This is a genomic window from Pseudomonas marginalis (assembly GCF_001645105.1).
GTDB lineage: Bacteria > Pseudomonadota > Gammaproteobacteria > Pseudomonadales > Pseudomonadaceae > Aquipseudomonas > Aquipseudomonas petroselini.
Map to the genome: position 1 here is coordinate 1 of NZ_LKEG01000008.1, position 18,777 is coordinate 18,777.

The 18,777-nt window shown below is 62.0% G+C and carries 19 protein-coding genes; 4 read left to right on the forward strand and 15 right to left on the reverse strand.

The genetic code is table 11. From position 1 onward, the window contains the following. Positions 1-323: 323 nt before the first annotated feature. The 7 genes from AO064_RS00145 to AO064_RS00175 all read right to left on the reverse strand — a co-directional run bounded on the left by AO064_RS00145 (position 324) and on the right by AO064_RS00175 (position 8,302). Positions 324-1,145, reverse strand: coding sequence for a hypothetical protein (locus AO064_RS00145; protein WP_064052029.1), 822 nt, complete (start codon positions 1,143-1,145; stop codon positions 324-326). 18 nt (positions 1,146-1,163) lie between these two features. Next, complete coding sequence (locus tag AO064_RS00150) at positions 1,164-1,511, reverse strand: DUF2493 domain-containing protein (protein WP_064052030.1); 348 nt, start codon at positions 1,509-1,511, stop codon at positions 1,164-1,166. Between the two features lie 65 nt (positions 1,512-1,576). Further along, entirely contained in the window at positions 1,577-4,291 is a 2,715-nt protein-coding gene (gene mgtA, locus AO064_RS00155) for a magnesium-translocating P-type ATPase (RefSeq protein ID WP_064052031.1), read from the reverse strand. 724 nt (positions 4,292-5,015) lie between these two features. Continuing rightward, the gene (locus tag AO064_RS00160; RefSeq protein ID WP_064052032.1) at positions 5,016-5,627 is read right to left on the reverse strand and encodes a LysE family transporter; all 612 of its coding nucleotides are present in this window, start codon (positions 5,625-5,627) and stop codon (positions 5,016-5,018) included. Between the two features lie 72 nt (positions 5,628-5,699). Further along, positions 5,700-6,491 carry an AraC family transcriptional regulator gene (locus tag AO064_RS00165; protein ID WP_064052033.1) on the reverse strand — a complete coding sequence of 264 codons (792 nt, stop codon included), beginning with the start codon at positions 6,489-6,491 and terminating at the stop codon, positions 5,700-5,702. Between the two features lie 43 nt (positions 6,492-6,534). Next, positions 6,535-7,005, reverse strand: coding sequence for an arsenate reductase ArsC (locus AO064_RS00170; protein WP_064052034.1), 471 nt, complete (start codon positions 7,003-7,005; stop codon positions 6,535-6,537). Between the two features lie 13 nt (positions 7,006-7,018). After that, the gene (locus AO064_RS00175; protein ID WP_064052035.1) at positions 7,019-8,302 is read right to left on the reverse strand and encodes an arsenic transporter; all 1,284 of its coding nucleotides are present in this window, start codon (positions 8,300-8,302) and stop codon (positions 7,019-7,021) included. A gap of 250 nt (positions 8,303-8,552) precedes the next feature. On the opposite strand from AO064_RS00175, the gene AO064_RS00180 reads away from it, so the two are divergent. The 4 genes from AO064_RS00180 to AO064_RS00195 all read left to right on the forward strand — a co-directional run bounded on the left by AO064_RS00180 (position 8,553) and on the right by AO064_RS00195 (position 10,371). Next, positions 8,553-8,768, forward strand: a complete 216-nt coding sequence (locus AO064_RS00180; protein WP_043205333.1) for a hypothetical protein — start codon at positions 8,553-8,555, stop codon at positions 8,766-8,768. 71 nt (positions 8,769-8,839) lie between these two features. Then, complete coding sequence (locus AO064_RS00185; RefSeq protein ID WP_012724146.1) at positions 8,840-9,535, forward strand: AzlC family ABC transporter permease; 696 nt, start codon at positions 8,840-8,842, stop codon at positions 9,533-9,535. Next, positions 9,532-9,843: an AzlD domain-containing protein gene (locus AO064_RS00190; protein ID WP_012724147.1), complete on the forward strand. Its 312-nt coding sequence runs from the start codon at positions 9,532-9,534 to the stop codon at positions 9,841-9,843. The genes AO064_RS00185 and AO064_RS00190 overlap by 4 nt, the downstream gene beginning before the upstream one ends. 174 nt (positions 9,844-10,017) lie before the next feature. Beyond that, complete coding sequence (locus AO064_RS00195) at positions 10,018-10,371, forward strand: hypothetical protein (protein ID WP_064052036.1); 354 nt, start codon at positions 10,018-10,020, stop codon at positions 10,369-10,371. Positions 10,372-10,514: 143 nt separating this feature from the next. Here AO064_RS00195 and AO064_RS00200 read toward each other — a convergent pair whose 3' ends face one another. The 8 genes from AO064_RS00200 to AO064_RS00235 all read right to left on the reverse strand — a co-directional run. Further along, complete coding sequence (locus AO064_RS00200) at positions 10,515-11,219, reverse strand: YoaK family protein (RefSeq protein ID WP_012724149.1); 705 nt, start codon at positions 11,217-11,219, stop codon at positions 10,515-10,517. 69 nt (positions 11,220-11,288) lie between these two features. Then, on the reverse strand, positions 11,289-12,911 hold the full coding sequence (locus tag AO064_RS00205; RefSeq protein ID WP_064052037.1) for an ABC-F family ATP-binding cassette domain-containing protein: 1,623 nt from the start codon (positions 12,909-12,911) through the stop codon (positions 11,289-11,291). A 124-nt stretch (positions 12,912-13,035) separates the two neighbouring features. Further along, a complete protein-coding gene (locus AO064_RS00210) occupies positions 13,036-14,073 on the reverse strand; it encodes a DNA topoisomerase IB (protein ID WP_012724151.1) in 1,038 nt (345 codons plus the stop codon). A 78-nt stretch (positions 14,074-14,151) separates the two neighbouring features. Then, complete coding sequence (gene modC, locus AO064_RS00215) at positions 14,152-15,231, reverse strand: molybdenum ABC transporter ATP-binding protein (RefSeq protein WP_064052040.1); 1,080 nt, start codon at positions 15,229-15,231, stop codon at positions 14,152-14,154. 5 nt (positions 15,232-15,236) lie between these two features. Continuing rightward, complete coding sequence (gene modB, locus AO064_RS00220; protein ID WP_046034197.1) at positions 15,237-15,917, reverse strand: molybdate ABC transporter permease subunit; 681 nt, start codon at positions 15,915-15,917, stop codon at positions 15,237-15,239. Then, on the reverse strand, positions 15,918-16,676 hold the full coding sequence (modA, locus tag AO064_RS00225) for a molybdate ABC transporter substrate-binding protein (protein WP_064052038.1): 759 nt from the start codon (positions 16,674-16,676) through the stop codon (positions 15,918-15,920). It lies immediately after the preceding gene. Positions 16,677-16,795: 119 nt separating this feature from the next. Next, positions 16,796-17,854 (reverse strand): NAD(P)H-dependent flavin oxidoreductase, encoded by a 1,059-nt coding sequence (locus AO064_RS00230; protein WP_064052039.1) that lies wholly within the window; start codon positions 17,852-17,854, stop codon positions 16,796-16,798. 109 nt (positions 17,855-17,963) lie between these two features. After that, a partial coding sequence (locus AO064_RS00235; RefSeq protein WP_064052041.1) for an alpha/beta fold hydrolase occupies positions 17,964-18,777 on the reverse strand: 814 nt, incomplete at its 5' end.

Here is an 18,777-nt window from a genome sequence, read left to right on the forward strand (position 1 = left end):
TGCGATAGCGGTGTGTCAGACGCTGAAGATGCCCGCAGTACCGCCGCCTTCGCAGCCTCGCTGGGGCTCGACAGCTCCCACAGTTGATCTTCATCGTGGCTCAAATTGTGCTCGCAGTTACGACCGAAATCCCACCCACACAGCCGATCCCTTGTGGGAGCTGTCGAGCTTTAGCGAGGCTGCGATAGCGGTGTGTCAGACGCTGAAGATGCCCGCAGTGCCGCCGCCTTCGCAGCCTCGCTGGGGCTCGACAGCTCCCACACTTGATCTTCGTCTTCGATGAAAAACGGTGTCTGTCGGCGCAACCGAAGTCCAGTTGGCCGCTAGAAACGCAGCGTGGCGCCGGTGGTCAGCCATTGCGCACGCTCGCCGATCAGGCTGCGCCCGACCACCAAGTCGATGTCGACATATTCGCCCAAATGGAACCTCGGCCCGGCCTGCCAGGCCTGATCACCGCCTTCCTGGCCGTAACGCTCGGCGATCAGCGTCAGCAAGGGCGCTGCCTGGTACTCAAAACCCGTGCCCCAGGTCAGGCGGTGTTGCTGATCACCGTCGTTGTAGGCATGGGACCAACCGGCATTCAGGTTAAGTCGCAGTGCCTCCAGCGGCTGCCACGTCAACGGGATGTTGACGTCGGCACCATCAAACCCGTGCCGGCGATCCAGCGCAAAGTGCGCGCCGGCTGCCACGGCCATTTGCAGCCCCAGGTCATCCCGTGACCACACCTGTGCCTTGAGCTGCGGGCTCACCTGGGTTTCGCGCGTGTCTGTGCTGCTGGCGCGTGACAGCGCCGCGCCCCACTGCACCGACGGCATCGCGGCGAAGGTGCAGGCCGGTGACAGCGTTTCATTATGGGTGCTGCCGTCGTGCCGGTTCGCGGTGGACCAGGCGTCGATGTTGCATTCGCCTGGCGCATTGATTGCGCCGTCGTCGACCGCATAAGCACCACCGGCCGCGTTGGCTTTTGACAGAACGGCAAGCGTCAACAACGTGCCCAGGGTCAGCCCGATAAAGATCAGGTTGCGCTGCAATGCGCGACGCTTGGCCGGCGGCAGTAGCAGTAAGGTGTGGCGTGCGCCTCGGGCCTGACGCGCACGGTATTTGGCAAACCCGTCCTTGCGCAGTGGAAGGTGTTTTTTGTGCATGATGCACCTCGCTTGAATTCAGCTTTCTACGGTCAGCACCGAAATGCCGTTGGCTTTGGCCTGGCAGACCAGCTCGCAGGTGTCGTCCCCGCCTGGCAGGGCGATGACCACGTTAGGGCGGCTGTCGGTCAGCATGAAATGGTTGCGCTGGCGTTCCGCCTGCTTGCCGTGGCGTTGCCAGTTGGGCGGGTAGCGCACCACGTCGATGCCCAGTTCCCGCGCCCACTCCTCGACGTCGCTGCCGAGGAATTGGTTGCCGCCGTGGATCAGTACCTGCACCGGGCGCAGGCGGTGGTAAGCGTCCAGCACTTGGCGGGACATTTTGGTGTCGGCGTAATGACGACCTGCACAGATCAAGACGCGCATAAGGTATTTCCTTGTAGTGCGCGGTGGCGGCCGGGCGACCGCCACCGTTTAAACGGCAGGGGCGATCAGTACCACTGCTTGAAGCGGCGGATGTAGATCGTCTTCATCAGTTGCGCCACGCAGCAGTAGCTGACCAGGGTGCCTGCCAGCCATGGGAAGTACGCCAGCGGCAGCGGTTGCAGGCCCACCAGGGTGCCCAGCGGCGAGAACGGCACGTAGATCCCCAGCACGATCACCACGCAGGTCATCATCAACACCGGCCACGCGGCGGTGCTCTGGAAGAACGGGATCTTGCGGGTGCGCAGCATGTGCACCACCAGGGTTTGCGAGAGCAGGCCCTCGATAAACCAGCCGGACTGGAACAGGGTCTGCATTTCCACGCTATTGGCCGCGAACACGTACCACATCAGCGCAAAGGTGGTGATGTCGAAGATCGACGAGGTCGGCCCGATCCAGATCATGAAGCGACCGATGTTTTTCGCATCCCACTTGCGCGGCTTGGCCAGGTATTCCTTGTCCATCTTGTCCCACGGCAGGGCCAGTTGGGAGATGTCATACATCAGGTTCTGCAGCAGCAGGTGGATCGACAGCATCGGCAGGAACGGAATGAACGCACTGGCCACCAGCACCGAGAACACGTTGCCGAAGTTGGAGCTGGCGGTCATGTTCAGGTACTTCATGATATTGCCGAAGGTTTCGCGGCCCTTGAGCACGCCTTCTTCCAGCACCATCAGGCTCTTTTCCAGCAGGATGATGTCGGCCGATTCCTTGGCAATGTCCGTCCCGCTGTCGACCGAGATACCCACGTCGGCATCGCGCAGCGCTGGCGCATCGTTGATGCCGTCACCGAGGAAGCCCACGGTGTGGCCGTTGGCTTGCAGCGCCTTGAGCACCCGCGACTTCTGCAGCGGCGTGAGCTTGGCGAATACGGTGCGTTCTTCCACGCGGCGCAGCAGGGTGGCGTCGTCCATCGCTTCAATTTCAGCCCCCAGCAGCGGTTGGCCGGGTTGCAGGCCGACCTGGCGGCAGATCTTGCTGGTGACCACGGCGTTGTCGCCGGTCAGTACCTTGACCGCCACACCGATCTGTTGCAGTGCCGCAATCGCCGGGCCAGCGGTTTCCTTCGGTGGATCGAGGAAGGTCAGGAAGCCCTGGATCACCAGGTTGCGCTCATCGGCGGTGGTGTATTGCTGGCGTGCCATTGATTTAGGGATGTGACGGCTGGCCACCACCAGCACACGGAAACCGTCTTCGTTGTAGTCGTTGGCAAGCGCCAATAACACTTCACGGCGACGCTCATCCAGCGGCACGGCTTTACCGGCTTCCATCACATGCGTGGAAATGCTCAGCATCTCTTCCACGGCGCCTTTGCACACCAACAGTTGGTCGTCGGCGGCATCCTTGACCACGATCGACAGGCGACGGCGGACGAAGTCGAAGGGCAATTCATCGACCTTGCTGTACGCGAACGGCACCTGGAACTTCGGGTTCTGCTCGGCAAACTGCACCACCGCCTGGTCCATCAGGTTCTTCATGCCGCTCTGGTGATAGCTGTTGAGCCAGGCCAGGGACAGCACCGCCTCATCACGCTGGCCGAAAGCGTTGACGTGATGCTCGAGGATGATCTTGTCCTGGGTCAGGGTGCCGGTCTTGTCGGTGCACAGCACGTCCATCGAACCGAAGTTCTGGATCGCGTTGAGGCGCTTGACCACCACTTTGCGCTTGGCCATGGCGGTGGCGCCCTTGGCCAAGTTGGCGCTGACGATCATCGGCAGCATTTCCGGGGTAAGGCCGACCGCAACCGCCAAGGCAAACAGAAAGGCATCGCCCCAGTCGCCCTTGGAGAAACCGTTGAGGAAGAACACGATCGGCACCATCACCAGCATGAAGCGGATCAGCAACCAGCTGACGCTGTTCACCCCACGGTCGAAGGCGGTTTGCACCCGCGAGCCCACAATCGCCTTGGCCAGGGAGCCAAAGTAGGTGCGCGGCCCGGTCGCGACCACCACGGCTTTGGCGCGGCCGCTGACCACGTTGGTGCCCATGAAGCAGATGTTGGGCAGGTCCAGCAGGTTGGCTTGGTCGGCGGTCACCGGCCCGGCGGATTTCTGCGTGACATCGCCAAGGGTGTCGTACTTCTCCACCGGCAAGGCTTCGCCGGTCAACACGGCCTGGCTGATGAACAGGTCGCGGGATTCGATCAAGCGGATATCGGCCGGGATCATGTCGCCGGCCGACAGTTGCACGATATCGCCAGCCACCAGCTCGCGCATCGGTACTTCGCGCAGGGTCGGTTGGGCGCCCACTTGCTCACGGCGCAGCACGGTGGCTGTGGTGCGCACCATGGCTTTCAGGGCTTCGGCGGATTTGGCCGAGCGGTGTTCCTGCCAGAAGCGCAGCAGGCTGCTGAGCAGCACCATGGTCATGATAATGATGACTTTGGTGGGGTCCGCGTCTTCGCCTTCCTGCATCGGCAGCCAGCAATCGGTGAAGAAGCTGATGCCGCCCAGGGTCAGCAGTACGTAGATGAACGGGTTGTTCAGTGCCTGCAGGAACTGGATGATGGCGTGAGGCGGCTTGTCGTGGGCGACTTCGTTGTAGCCTTCCCGTTGCAAGCGGGCGCTTGCGTCCAACTCGGTCAAGCCGTCCTGGGTGGCACGCACGTTCGCCAGGGTGGCCGACAGCCCGTTGTGGGCTTCGCGGGCGGCACGCATCGACAGTTTGATGTCAGCGGCGGTGCTGGTTTTTTTGTTCAATGGGACGTTTTTTACGGCGCTCATGGTGTGTGCTCCTGTCGCCAACTTTTCGACAAAACATACCCGGTACTTACCTGAATACAGGCGAGCGAAAGCATGCCGAGTCGCTAACTTCGCGATCGGTTTAAATGAGGTGCTTACATAACTTCTACTGGCGCGTTAGTTAACAGGCGCGCAGCGGACTACAACTGGAATGGTTCATAAAGAACTCCAGGGTTTAATCAGGAAACGGCTGTTTCAGTGGGGTTGAATGGCGCGAGCGCTCAGCAAAAACCCAGGCTGAAAACCTTCGGTCTCTGTGGGTCTTGGGGGGAGGGTGCGACACCGGTCGCGCGCTGCGGGAGAAACACCACGCAGGTAACACAACGCTTGGCGCGCAGGGCTGCGGCCAGTGTAGATGGATCGGGCAAAGCATGGGGTTTGAAGGTCATAACACACCTCGGGACCGGACGGGCGACCGGCGAGGCAGTTACGGTGGAGCATCGAGCTCTAGCGCAGCTTACCGGACCGGGAAGCGAGTCCTGTCATATTCTGGGTTTGGCGCCCGATGCCCGCTGATGCGGTGCTCGGACAGCGACTAGATACTGTGTCCATTGGCTTCTTTTGTGAGGTTTAAAAAAGGCCCAAGTTGCGGGCACGGGCAATCTACTCAGACGGTTACAAAATGTCAACGCATGATTAATTAATTGATCCGCTGTTCAGAGTTCATTCAGACAAGAGGCGTTCGAAAGTGAGTGTGTATATAACTTCATATACCCAGTGCCGCGAGAACTGCCAGATAGATCAGTACTATCCCGCAAGTGCCATAACTGATGCGTTGCCACAACGGTGATGCGTTCTTGCGCAGCAGGTTGACCAGCGCTGCGATCAGAAAACACGACAGCACCGACGCCAGCATGAACCCGGCGAAAAACATCAGCGTCTGCCCGTGGCTCGGCGTGGCACCGACGATGCCCGACAGCGCACTGCCCAGCGCGCCCCAGTAGACAATATTCTTCGGGTTGGCCAGGGAAATCGCCGCGCCCACGGCCAGCGCATTTTGCCGGGTGGTGGTGGGGGCATCGTCTGGTTCTGGCAGTTTCCACGCATCGATCAGGCTACGGACGCCCAGCCAGGCCAGGTACAGCGCGCAGACAACGGTCAACGGCACGCGCACCGCGTCATGCTGGATCAGCAGGGCGATTCCGGTCAGGCCGATCACCGCCCACACTGCGTCGCCGACCAGGGAGCCGAACTGCACCAGCAGCGCTGGGGTGAACCCGTGGAGTAAGCCACGGCGCAAAGTCTCCGCCAGCACCGCGCCGGGCGACAGGCAAAACACAAAACCGAATATCAGTGCGTAGAAAAAGATCGTCAGCATGCCCGCATTCCTTCAAGAGAGGGGGGCAGTTTGGCGATAAGCAGTGATGCTGTCTTGGACCAGATTGCGCTGTCAGCGCTTCAACACGCTTTGATAGCGACCGGGCGTGATGCCGTAGGCGGCGCGGAAGTGCCGATTGAGATGGCTTTGGTCGGCAAACCCGAGGTCGTGGGCGATGTCGGATACCGCCACGCCTGCGCGCAACAGGCCCTTGGCCCGACGGGTGCGTAACTGCATGGCCCACTGACGGGGGCTCAGCCCGGTTTCTTTCTGGAACGTGCGCAGCAGGTGGAACTTGGTCAACCCCAGTTCATTGCTAAGCTGCTCCAAGGGCAATGTCTGATGCAGGTGTTCGGCGAGCAATGCCTGGGCGCGGCTGATCAGGTGTTTGCCTGGGGCGGCGCTGCCCGCGAGGCGCACGCCACTGAGGCTGACCACCTCACCAAGCAGCAGGACCAAGGCGTCTTCGTTCAGTTCGTGGGCCGGCGCATCATCGCTCAATGCGCTTCGTACGGTCTGCGCCAGTCGCCGGGCGAGGTCCGGCTGAACACACAGCGAGCGATCGAACTCCACGTGTGCCAGCCCGAGGTCGGCGGCCAATTGGTCGGCGTTGACGTACAGGCTCACAAACTGCCACGGCGCGCCATTCGCCGCACCTCCGCCCTGGATCTGCCCAGGGTTGTACAAGGTAATCGAGCCCGGCCCGGCGTCGAATTCCCGGCGGTCCAGCCAGACCTTTTCCTCGCCGACCAGGTTCACGCCGATCACGCATTCATCATGGCTGTGGCGGGCAAAGGTCAGGCCGGTGCAGACGGTGCTGCTGATTTCGTAGGGGCCCAGCCAGGCGTGTTGCACGGCGCTCATCGATTCGACTCGGGCAAGGGCAGGGTGGTCATGGTTCCTCCGGTTACAGCAGTGCAATGCGCGCGAGTTCAGCGTTGCGTTCCGCAGGGCTGAGGCGGTCAAATGGCACGGCAAAAAACGCCCGGCAGCGCGTGGCAATGATCGCCAGGGTGGCGTCGAATGCAGCTTGCACACTCGCCTCATCACCGAGCACATCCGAAGGGTCTTCCAAGCCCCAATGCGCCTTCATGGCGGTCCCGAAGTACACCGGGCAGGCTTCGCCGGCCGCCTTGTCGCACACGGTGATCACCACATCCGGCGGGCTGTCTGCAAAGGCCTCGTTACCCTTGCTATAGAGGCCCTCGGTGCTGATGCCCGCGGCCTGTAGCGTACTCAGGCTGCGCGGCAGGACCTGGCCCTTGGGAAAGCTGCCGGAGCTGATCGCCTCAACACCCGGCGGCGCCAGGTGGTTGAATACTGCTTCGGACAAGATGCTGCGGCAACTGTTGGCGGTGCACATGAACAGGACTTTCATTGCGGTATCTCCGTCAGACACTCAGGCGCACGGCGAGGGCGGCAAGGGTGATCAACAACACCGGCAACGTCAGTACGATGCCGACCTTGAAGTAGTAGCCCCAGGTGATGGTGATGCCCTTGCGCGCAAGAATATGCAGCCACAGCAACGTGGCCAGGCTGCCGATCGGGGTGATTTTCGGGCCCAGGTCGCTGCCGATGACGTTGGCGTAGATCATCGCGTCCTTGACCACGCCCACGGCATGGCTGGACTCGATGGACAGCGCGCCGATCAACACCGTCGGCAAGTTGTTCATCGCCGAGGACAACAGCGCCGTCAGCACCCCTGTGCCCATGGCTGCGCCCCACACGCCGTAAGTGGCGAAGGTGTCGAGCCAGGTCGCCAGGTAGGTGGTGAGGCCGGCGTTACGCAAGCCGTACACCACCAGGTACATCCCGAGCGAAAAGATTACGATCTGCCACGGTGCTTCCTTCAGCACTTTGCGTGTGGAGATCTTGTGGCCCTTGGCGGCGATCACCAGCAGGAGCACGGCGCAGGCGGCGGAAATCGCGCTGATGGGAATGCCCAGCGGCTCCAGGGCGAAGCAACCGACCAACAGGATGCCCAGCACCCACCAGCCGGCGCGGAAGGTGGCGCGGTCGTGGACGGCGCTGGCGGGGTCTTCGAGGTCGGCTGGGTCGTAGGTCTGGGGGATATCGCGACGGAAGAACCACAGCAACACCGCCAGCGTAGCTGCGACGCTGACAAAGTTGACCGGCACCATCACCGCCGCGTATTCGTTGAAGCCGATCTTGAAATAGTCCGCCGAGACGATATTGACCAGGTTCGACACCACCAGCGGCAGGCTCGCCGTATCGGCGATAAAGCCTGCGCCCATGACGAATGCCAGGGTCGCCGCCGGGGAGAAGCGCAGGGCCAACAGCATCGACATCACGATCGGCGTAAGGATCAGCGCCGCGCCGTCATTGGCGAACAGGGCCGACACCAGCGCGCCGAGCAACACCATATAAGCAAACAGGCGTCGGCCGCGGCCACGGCCCCAGCGCGCGACGTGCAAGGCGGTCCAGGCAAAGAAGCCGGCCTCGTCCAGCAACAGGCTGATGATGATCAACGCGACAAAGGTCCCGGTGGCATTCCAGATGATGTGCCACACCACCGGGATGTCGGCCAGGCTGATCACGCCAGAGGCCAGGGCCAGGATGGCGCCCATTGTTGCACTCCAGCCGACGCCCAAGCCCTTGGGCTGCCAGATGACCAGTACGATGGTGAAGATGAAAATGGCAATTGCGACAAGCATGGGTTAACGCTCCGATGGCTCAGCAGGTGCTGCTGGCGCGCTGTGGTAGGTGGTGCAGAGCATGGATCAGTTCGCGGACGCAAAGTTCGCATGCCAGTGGGGTCGATAGCGGCATGGCTGAAGTATCGGTCAAATGCTGTATCAATTGATATGGATCAAATCCCTTGAAATCCGCCACAAGTGTTTGAAATTAAAATGAAACATGAATGTCCTAAAGTGCCTCCCCATTGCTGATGAAGGAAGACTCCGCGTGACCCGTGCCACTCGCAACCTGCGCAAGACCCTGGATTCCGTCGCGGATAATAACGAAACCGCGGCGTTCGACCTGATGCGCGCGGTCGAAAAACTCGGTGATGAAGTGCTGCGCCAGCGCCTGCTCAATACCATTCACCGGCTCAACCAGGACGCCCACGAATTGCGCGAAGCACGCGACTCGGTGGAGCAAGTGTCTGTCAGGCTCGCCTGAGCAAGATCGTTCAAGACAAGTCCCTTGTTGCGCTGGCATGCTTGTCGACTGTCTGTCGATGAGCCGTTTCCATGCCTACCGCCTTACCTCATTACGCCTTCGCTCGCGGCGCAATCGCCGTGATTCCGCTGTCCCTGGCCTGTGCGCCATGGGGGCTGCTGGCCGGTTCCATGGCCATTGATGCGCAGTTCAGCCCATTGGAAGCTCAGGGCTTATCCGCCATCGTGTTTGCCGGCGCTGCGCAACTGGTCGCTATCGGCATGGTCAAGAGCGGCGCCAGCCTGATTTCCATTGTGCTGACCACCTTGCTGCTCACCTCCCAGCATTTGCTCTACGGCATGCACTTGCGCCCGATCCTGTCGCCCCTCAACACCCGCTGGCGCATGAGCCTGGGCTTTCTGCTCACCGATGAATTCTTCGCCCTGGTCAGCCACTACGACCGCGAGACGTTCAATCGCTGGTACGCTCTGGGCGTGGGCCTGACGTTTTATATCGCCTGGAACCTCTTCACCCTGGCCGGCATCGTGCTCGGTAAAAGCATTCCCGGCCTCGATCAACTGGGCCTTGAGTTTTCCATCGCTGCGACGTTTATCGCGTTGATTACGCCGGTGGTGCGTGACATCCCCACGGTGGTCTGCGTGGCGGTGTCGCTGCTGTTTTCGGTGTGGCTGAGTTTCCTGCAGTGGGAATCGGCGGTGGTGGTGTCCGGCGTGCTTGGCATGAGCGCAGGGTATGCCTGCAAGCGACTGGGAGTGGGGCAGCGATGATCTACATCATGATTGTGGCGATGGGCCTGGTGGTCTTCCTCAACCGTTATCTGTTTATCGAACCGCGTCTGCCGGTGCGCCTCAACCGCGGTGCGCGGGAGTTTCTCGGGTTTGCGGTGCCGGGCATGCTCACGGCGATTTGCGGACCGATCATCTTTCTCGCCGACCACCAGCTTAACCTGAGCCCGGCCAACCCTTATTTGCTGGCGGGTATCAGCGCGGTGGCGTTGATGTTCTGGACGCGTAACGTGCTGATGACCGTGCTGCTGAGCATGACGTTGTTCTACCTGTTCCGCTGGTTGCTCTGACAACCACCCAGCGAAAAAAAGCCCGCGGGAGAGCGGGCAGAAGGGATACTTCTAAAAATGAGCGTGGCCACTATAGGCCGCGTTTTCCGTCTTTACAGTGAAACAAAGTTCATGCATCCGGCAGTCCGGCGCACGGCAATGGTACAGTCGCGTTTTTTCCAACGGAGCAATGGCATGCACAAGGTGGTAATTGGCGCACTGGTACTGGCGGCCCTGGCCGGTTGCGCGGGTTCGAAGATGAAAGAGGCGCGTGCAGGTACGCCCTACAAGACCCTGGCTTCGGACAAGGCCACCCTGGTAGTTGCCGAATGCGTCCAGTTCGGCTGGCAGGACGAAAGCGTCTTCGGCGTTGACGCCGGCGGCTTCAAGGAGCCGATCGGTGCGGGCGGTTTTACCGTCTACACCACCGCGGGTGATTACTTCGCCGACGTGCAAAGCGCGGGTACCGGTTCGACCATCAACTACTACGCCGCACAAGACAACATACCGGCCAAGCGTCGTTTGGCCGCACTCGCGACCTGCCTGTAGGCGAATGCCTTAGTCGTTTTAGGAAATGCCTGGCACGACAGCCGCGAGGCATTAGCTTATGATTCACCGGCTCGCCCGACATGATGGCTCTTTACCAGTACACGGACGTCGAGGCCTAAACGTCGGGCGAGCATCTTCTTTTTTCAGCGCGGCATGTAACCCAGGTGCCAACGGCGCGGGATTTTCAGCGAGATCAGCCCCAGCAACCCCGCCAGTACGCCGCTGACCAGCAGTGCCTTCAGGCCCAGCTGCTGCTCCAACAGCGCGCCAATGACTGCCCCCACGAACATCCCGCCCCACGGGATCAACTGCACACGCCAGCCACTGCGGCGCTCCCCCAGCAGCCAGCGTCCCAGCCCGCGACCAAAGCGGGAAAGCGCGCCGGTGACGTAAGTCAGCCCTACCGGCAGCCCGTTGACCTCTTCCACAGCGGCATTGAGCATGCCCATCGCGACGATCGCCGCCAGCAGCGCGGGCAACGTATCGGCGAACGGCAGGAATGCCGCACCGCATAACAGGGCGGCAATACACAACAGCAAGGGCAACGCATGGCGGCGGCTCAGCCGGCTGACCACTACCCCCAAGGCGTTGCCGACGATAAATGTCGCAACCAGCAACAACAGGCGCCCGGTCAGGCCAAGCTCTCCCGCGCTGATCGCCACCGCCAGGCGCGTGGTATTGCCGCTCATGAACGAAACAAAGTCGCCGCTTGCCATGAAACCGATGGCATCGGTCATGCCCGCCAGTACCGACAGGCTGGCCACCAGCATCAGCCCGACCCGACCACGCCAGCGCTGTCGATGGGCAAGTGCAGCGTTGGCGTAGGGCTTGCGGGGCGAAGGCAGCATAGGACCGGGTTCCTCGGTGAGATTATACGGCCACTACCGTAGGACGCTTTCAGCGCGTATGCAATGACCTCAAACACACTGCAGGGACCAACCCGTGCGATGCCAGTCGAGGTAATGCGTCGGCCTGATCGTTTGCACAAATGCCGGGTCATGGGACACCACAATGATTGCCCCGGTAAACCCCTGCAGCGCCTGCTCAACCGCCGTCACCGATTCCAAGTCCAGGTGGTTGGTCGGCTCGTCCAGCAACAGCAGCTGCGCGGGCTCCTCGCGCCACAGGGCAATGGCCATGGCTGCCTTTAGCCGTTCGCCACCACTGAGCTGCCCGACCGGCTGGGTCACCCGCAAGGCATCCAGTTGCAGCAAAGCCAGGCGCGTGCGCAATGGGGCTTCGGCCAGTGGCGTGTCGAGCAGGTTGAGCTGTTCAACGATGGAGTGTTGATCGTCCAGCAGTGCGAGGTGTTGATCAAGGTAGGCAGTGGGCACCGTCACCCGGCATTCCCCGCTTACCGCCCGCCATGCTCCCGCCAATACCTTGAGCAGTGTGGACTTGCCACAGCCGTTGGGCCCACGTACCGCGACGCGCACCGGGCCGGCGAGTTGGACGTTGAGGCGGCTCGACGGCAGCCAAGGCAATTCTACGTCTATCAGGGACACCACCTGGCGACCGCCGGGCACTGCGCAAGCGGGCAACGCCAACAGCGTCGGCGTTTCCTCCATGACCCGTTCGTAGGCCTCGCGCACCTGGGCATCCAGGTCATGTTTGCGCTGCCCGTGCGCGCTGCGCAGGGTGTTGACGATTTCCGTGGCGGCGCCTTTCCAGCGTGCCTGGGTGAATCGGTCGACGTTGGCGGTCTCGGCGTGTTTGCGTGAGCGAGCGGCGTTGCGCTGCAGGCTGTCATGATCTTTTTGCAGGCGCCGACGTTCGCGGCTGCGCGCCAGGCGGGCGTGTTCCAGTGCGCAGACGGCGGCCTGTTGTTCGGCATTGCGCTGGTGCCGATAGGCATCGTAGTTGCCGCCATACACGTGGACGCCGAGGGGCGACAGTTCAACGATGCGTGCCATGGTGTTGAGCAATTGTCGATCATGACTGACCACCACCAGGCCGCCGCGCCACTCACTGAGTTGGCGCAGCAGCCATACACGGCCATCGCTGTCGAGGTGGTTGGTGGGCTCGTCGAGCACCAGCAGGTGTGGCGAAGCCAATAGCGCGCCGATAACCGCAATCCGTGCCAACTGACCGCCGCTGAGTGTGTCGGCCGGGGTGTCGACACCAAGCGCTTCCAGGCCCGCTGCATCCAGGGCGTTGCGCAAACGCTCGGCCAGGTCCCAACGGTCGTCGATCAACTCAAGATCATCGACCTGCGCCGTGCCTTGGGCCATGCGCCCAAGGGCTGACAAGATCGCGGCGGTGCCGGTGAGGTCGGCAATGCTCGCGCCTGGCGCAACCACGGGGTTCTGCGCCACATAGACCACAGTGGCCGTACCATTGCGGGTGCCGGAGGAGGGCGACAGCAGCCCGGCGATCACGTGGGCCAGGACACTCTTACCGCATCCGTTGCGCCCCACAATGCCGGTGGGGGTGTGATCGATGGACAGGCTCAGGTCGTCCAGCAAGGTTTCGCCACTGGCGAACTGGACACTCAGGTGTTGCAGGGAAACAAGCGCGGGCAGCCGGTTGACGTCAGTCATCAGCACCTCCAAGAAAATGTCGGACAGGCCAACAAGCGCGCCAGGCGGCTTGTTGCAGATACATTTTGGAAGGCTTAGTGGTTCACGTCGGCGATCGTCCTGCGAATCAGAAGGGAGGCAAAGCCTAACCCGCCTTGGCTTTTTTCGGCAAGTCCGCCGCCAGTTGTTCAAGGAACATCGCCAAGGCGACCTCTTCGGCCTTGAGCCCTTTGCGCAGTCGCGGCTTAGGCAGCTTGGAGAGTTCGCCCAGGCTGAAATGCTCCAGTACGGCAGGGTGGATGTAGCACTTGCGGCACACCGCCGGGGTGTTGCCCAACTGCTTGGCGACGTCCTTGACCATCGCCACGACGTGTCGCTTGGCATCGGACTCAGGCTGCCACTCCAATTCCCGCAACACCGCCAGCGCCATGGCCGTGCCGGCCCAGGTGCGGTAGTCCTTGGCGGTGAAGTCCGCACCGGTGAGGCTGTGCAGGTATTCATTCACGTCCTGGGAGCTGACAGTGTGCCGCTCGCCATCTTCGTCCAGGTACTGGAACAGGTTCTGCCCCGGCAATTCCAGGCAGCGCTTGACCACCGTGGCCAGGCGCCGGTCCTTGACGCTGATCTGATGCTCCACGCCACTCTTGCCGCGAAACTGGAACTGGATCTCGCTGCCTTTCACATCCACATGGCGGGTGCGCAGGGTGGTCAGCCCGTAGGATTTGTTGTCCCGCGCATATTGGGTATTGCCGACGCGGATCAGCGTGGCGTCCAACAGCATCACCACGGTGGCCAAGACTTTTTCGCGAGTGAAGCCAGGCTCGGCGATTTTCGCTTCCAACTGTTTGCGTAATGTCGGCAGGGCGTTGCCGAATTCCTGCAACCGGGCGTACTTGTCGCTGTCGCGCACTTCACGCCAACGCGCGTGATAGCGGTACTGCTTGCGCCCACGTGCATCGCGGCCGGTGGCTTGCAGGTGGCCGCGCGGGTCGGCGCAGATCCACACATCGGTGTAGGCCGGTGGGACCGCCAGGGCGTTGAGGCGCTTGATCTCATCGGCGTCGGTGATGCGTACGCCCTTGGGGTCGAAATACTGGAACTTGCCGCGCACCGTCTTGCGACGGATGCCAGGCTGGGTGTCGTCAACGTAATGCAGGTCGCGGGGCAGCGCAGAGTCGGACATGGGACGGGTTCCTTGGCAACAAATCAGGCCGGTATGTCTGATTGACCGCAGCCGTATGCGGTCGTGCCAAAAGGTTTTTCACGCCAGCACGGCGACCGCCTTGATCTGCGCCCACAGCGTCTGGCCGGGGTGCAATTGCAGTTGGTCGCGGGAGAAGCGCGTGATGCGCGCCAGCAACGGCGTGCCCCCCGCGTCCAGGCGCACCAGCACGTGCGCGCTGTTGTCCGCCGAGATCTCCTGAATGACCGTCACCGGCAAGCGGTTGAGGATGCTGCTGTGTTCCTCGGCCTGCAGGCTCAGGCTGACATCACGCGCCTGCACCTTGATGCGCAGCGCTTTGCCCACGGCCAGCGGTGCATGGGCCACACGCATGTGCAGGTCGCTGGCGGGCAGTTGCAGGGTGAGCAACTGGTAGTGATCGTCGTAGGCGTTGACCGTGCCGTTGATCACCACACCTGCGTCGTCGCCCAACGCCAGGGGCAGGTCTAGCCGCGCCAGGGTTTCGCCGATGGGGCCGCTGGCCAAGGCCTTGCCGTCGCTGAGCAACACGATGTGATCGGCCAGGCGCGCCACCTCATCCTGAGCATGGCTGACGTACAGGACCGGGATATCCAGCTCATCGTGCAGGCGTTCGAGGTACGGCAGGATCTCGCCTTTGCGCTGGCTGTCGAGGGCGGCCAGCGGCTCGTCCATCAACAGCAGGCTTGGGCTGGTGAGCAGCGCGCGGGCGATGCCGATGCGTTGGCGTTCACCGCCGGAGAGGTGCTGGGGATGGCGGTCAAGCAGGTGACCGATACCCAGCAACTCGGTGGCCTGGTCCATGTCCACACGGCGCTGCTGCCGAGGAATGCGCTTGAGGCCGAACGCCAAGTTGTCTCGCACCGACAGATGCGCAAACAGGCTGGCCTCCTGAAACACGTAACCCAGCGCGCGCTTATGCGGGGGTACAAACCGCCCGTTGCGGCTGTCTTGCCAGACTTCATCGTTGATCTGGATAAAACCGTCTTCGGCGCGCTCCAGCCCGGCGATACAGCGCAGGCACGTGGTCTTGCCGGAGCCGGAATGCCCATACAACGCGGTCACCCCGCGGCCGGGCAGGTGCAGGTCGACGTCGAGGGCAAAGCCCGAATACTTCAGGTGCAGGCGTACATCGATCATCGACATCAGCTCCAGCCCATCTTGGTTTTACGGCTGGAGTAAAGCGCCAGCAACACCAGGAACGCGAACACCACCATGGCACCGGCCAGCCAATGGGCCTGGGCATATTCCATGGCTTCCACGTGGTCGTAGATCTGTACGGACACCACCCGGGTCTTGTCCGGGATATTGCCGCCGATCATCAGCACCACGCCGAATTCACCGACGGTGTGCGCGAAACCGAGGATCGAAGCGGTGATGAAGCCTGGACGCGCCAGGGGCAGGATCACGCTAAAAAACGTATCCCAGGGATTGGCGCGCAAGGTCGCCGCCACTTCCAGCGGGCGCGTGCCGATGGCGGAGAAGGCGTTTTGCAACGGCTGCACCACAAACGGCATGGAATAGATCACCGAACCGATGACCAGCCCGGCGAAGCTGAAGGTGAGAGTGCCCAGGCCCAGCCACTGGGTGAACTGGCCGAAATAGCCATTGGGGCCCATGGTCAACAGTAGGTAGAAGCCGATCACCGTCGGCGGCAACACCAACGGCAAGGCGACGACGGCGCCGATGGGGCCGCGCCACCAGGAGCGGGTGCGCGACAACCACAGGGCAATCGGAGTGCCGATGACCAGCAGGATCACGGTGGTCAGTGACGCCAGTTTGATGGTCAGCCAGATAGCGGAAAAATCGGCACTCGATAACGGCATTTACTTGGCCAGCTCGTAACCGTAGGACTTGATGACGGCAGCGGCTTTAGGCCCCTTGAGGTACTCAACCAGTGCCTTGGCAGCCGCGCTGTCCTTGCCCTTGTTGAGGATCACTGCGTCCTGTTTGATCGGGTCATGCATCGCGGCTGGAACAATCCAGGCCGACCCGCTGGTGACTTTGCCGTCTTTGTAGATCTGCGACAAGGCGACAAAACCCAGCTCGGCGTTGCCGGTGGACACGAACTGATAGGCCTGGGTGATGTTCTGGCCTTCAACGAGCTTGTCTTTGACCTTCTCGGTCAGACCTTCCTTGGCCAACACCTGGGTGGCGGCGAGGCCGTAGGGTGCGGCTTTGGGGTTGGCGATGGAGAGGTGCCGGAATTCGTTTTTCTTCAGCACGTCACCTTTGGCGTCCACGTAGCCTTCTTTGGCCGACCACAGCGCGAGGGTGCCGATGGCGTAGGTGAAGCGTGAGCCCTTGACGGTGTCGCCTTCGGTTTCGAGTTTTTGCGGCGTGGTGTCGTCGGCGCTCAGGAACACTTCGAAGGGCGCGCCATTCTTGATCTGGGTGTAGAACTGGCCGGTGGCACCGTAGGCGGCGACCAACTTGTGGCCGGTGTCTTTCTCGAAGTCGGCAGCAATCGCCTGGATCGGTGCGGTGAAGTTGGCGGCCACGGCCACCTGGACTTCATCGGCCTGCGCCGAACCGAAGGCGAGGGCAGCGACCAGGACGGCCAAGCGTGGGGCGTGAGTCTTCATGAAGCAGCTCCTTTGAGTCTGTACGGCTTGTTATAGGGAGAAGGCCTTACCGCTATGTATGGGAATATATAGCGGTTGGCCATTGCCGGTACAGTGCAAAGTTGCCACAGGTGAAGGTTCTAGTTGAACTTGGCCAACGCCTGCTCCGCCAGTTCGCGGGTCAGCTCATACGTGGTGATGTCTTTGCCCAGGCGCAGGGCCTGGCCGGACCACAGGTTACTGAAGCCGGCCTCATCCTTGGCCTTGAGCGGTATCAGCGCACCGCCGGAGGTAGGGAAGGCCGGCGCGGCCGGGTTGATTGCACCGAGCTCACGCATGACCCGGTTGACGATGCCGCGTGCCGGGCGACCGGTGAACAGGTTGGTCAGCGCGGTTTCGCTGGCCTGGGCGTGGCGCAGTGCGTGATGGTGGGACGCGGTGACATGGGCTTCGGGGGTAAACAGGTACGCCGTACCGATCTGCACCGCCGAGGCGCCCAGGGCGAATGCCGCGACAATCCCACGTGCATCACCGATGCCGCCGGCGGCAATCACCGGCACGCTGACGGCGTCGACCACTTGCGGCACCAGGGCGAACAAGCCGATCTGGGTGTTGAGGTCATCGCTGAGAAACAACCCACGATGCCCACCCGCTTCACTGCCCATGGCGATGATTGCATCGCAGCCGTGCTGTTCCAGCCAGAGGGCTTCTTCGACGGTGGTGGCCGAGGACAGCACTTTCGCACCCGAGGCTTTTACTCGGTCCAACAGGGATTTTTCCGGCAGGCCAAAGTGGAAACTGACCACCTCCGGGCGAAACTCTTCAACCACCTGGCAAGCCGCCTCGTTGAACGGTTCGCGGTTGGAGACCGGGGTTGGCGCGTCATAGTCGGCACCCAATTCGCGGTAGTAGGGCTCCAGCAACGCCTTCCAGTGTTGATCACGCGCTGCATCGGGCGCGGGCGGTTGGTGGCAGAAGAAATTGACGTTGATCGGCCGTGCGCCGGCCTGGCGGATAGTGCTCAGCGCGTCGCGCAGCTGCTCGATGCTCAGCGCGGCGGCCGGTAATGAACCCAGCGCACCCGCAGCGTTGGCGGCGATGACCATGGCCGTGGTGGTGCCGACGGCCATGGGGGCCTGGATGATCGGCACGTCGATGCCCAGCAGGTCGAGAATTCGGGTGTCTGGCCAGGTGCTCATGGGATGCGTCTCCAGCGTCAGTGAGGCTTTTCGCTGTTGTAACAGGGCCATTGGCACCCGGCCAGTCTGTTTTATTCACTGGACGAACGTGTGCGTTCGTGGTGCGCCATCAGTTGATGGCGTTGCCCAGTACCGCGTGAATCCGCTCGGCGATATGCGCCGCATGGGTTTCCAGGGCGAAGTGGCCGGTGTCCAGCAGTTCCACCACCGCGTTGGGGTTGTCGGTTTTATAGGCGTGCGCACCTGGCGGGATGAAGAACGGATCGTTCTGGCCCCAGATCACCAGTGTCGGCACTTGCGTGGCGTTGAAGAAGGCCTGGAATGCCGGGTAGAGCGTCAGGTTGTTACGGTAGTCGAGGAACAGGTCCAGCTGGATCTCGTCGTTGCCGGGACGCTGCATGAGCAGTACGTCGAGCATGTAGGCTTCCGGCGCCACCCGCTCGGGCTGATTCACACCATGCAGGTACTGGTAGCGCGTGCCTTCGAGGCTGATCACGGCGTTGCGGATCACTTCACGGTTGGCTTGGCTCGGCTCGGCCCAGTAGGTACGAATCGGCGCCCAGGCATCGCCCAGGCCTTCCAGGTAGGCGTTGCCATTTTGCGACACCAACGCGCTGACCCGTTCCGGGTGTGCCACCGCCAGGCGCAGACCGACCGGCGCACCGTAATCGAAGACGTACAGGGCGTAGCGGCTCAACGCCAACGCCTCGACAAAATGCCCCACCGTGATCGCCAGGTTATCGAAACTGTAGAGGTAATCGCGTTCGGCCGGCACCTCGGTAAACCCGAAACCCGGCAGATCCGGGGCGATCACCCGGAATCGCGTGGCGAGTAAAGGGATCAGGTCGCGGAACATATGCGACGAACTGGGGAAGCCATGCAGCAACAACATGACCGGGGCCGACGGAGCACCGGCCTCACGG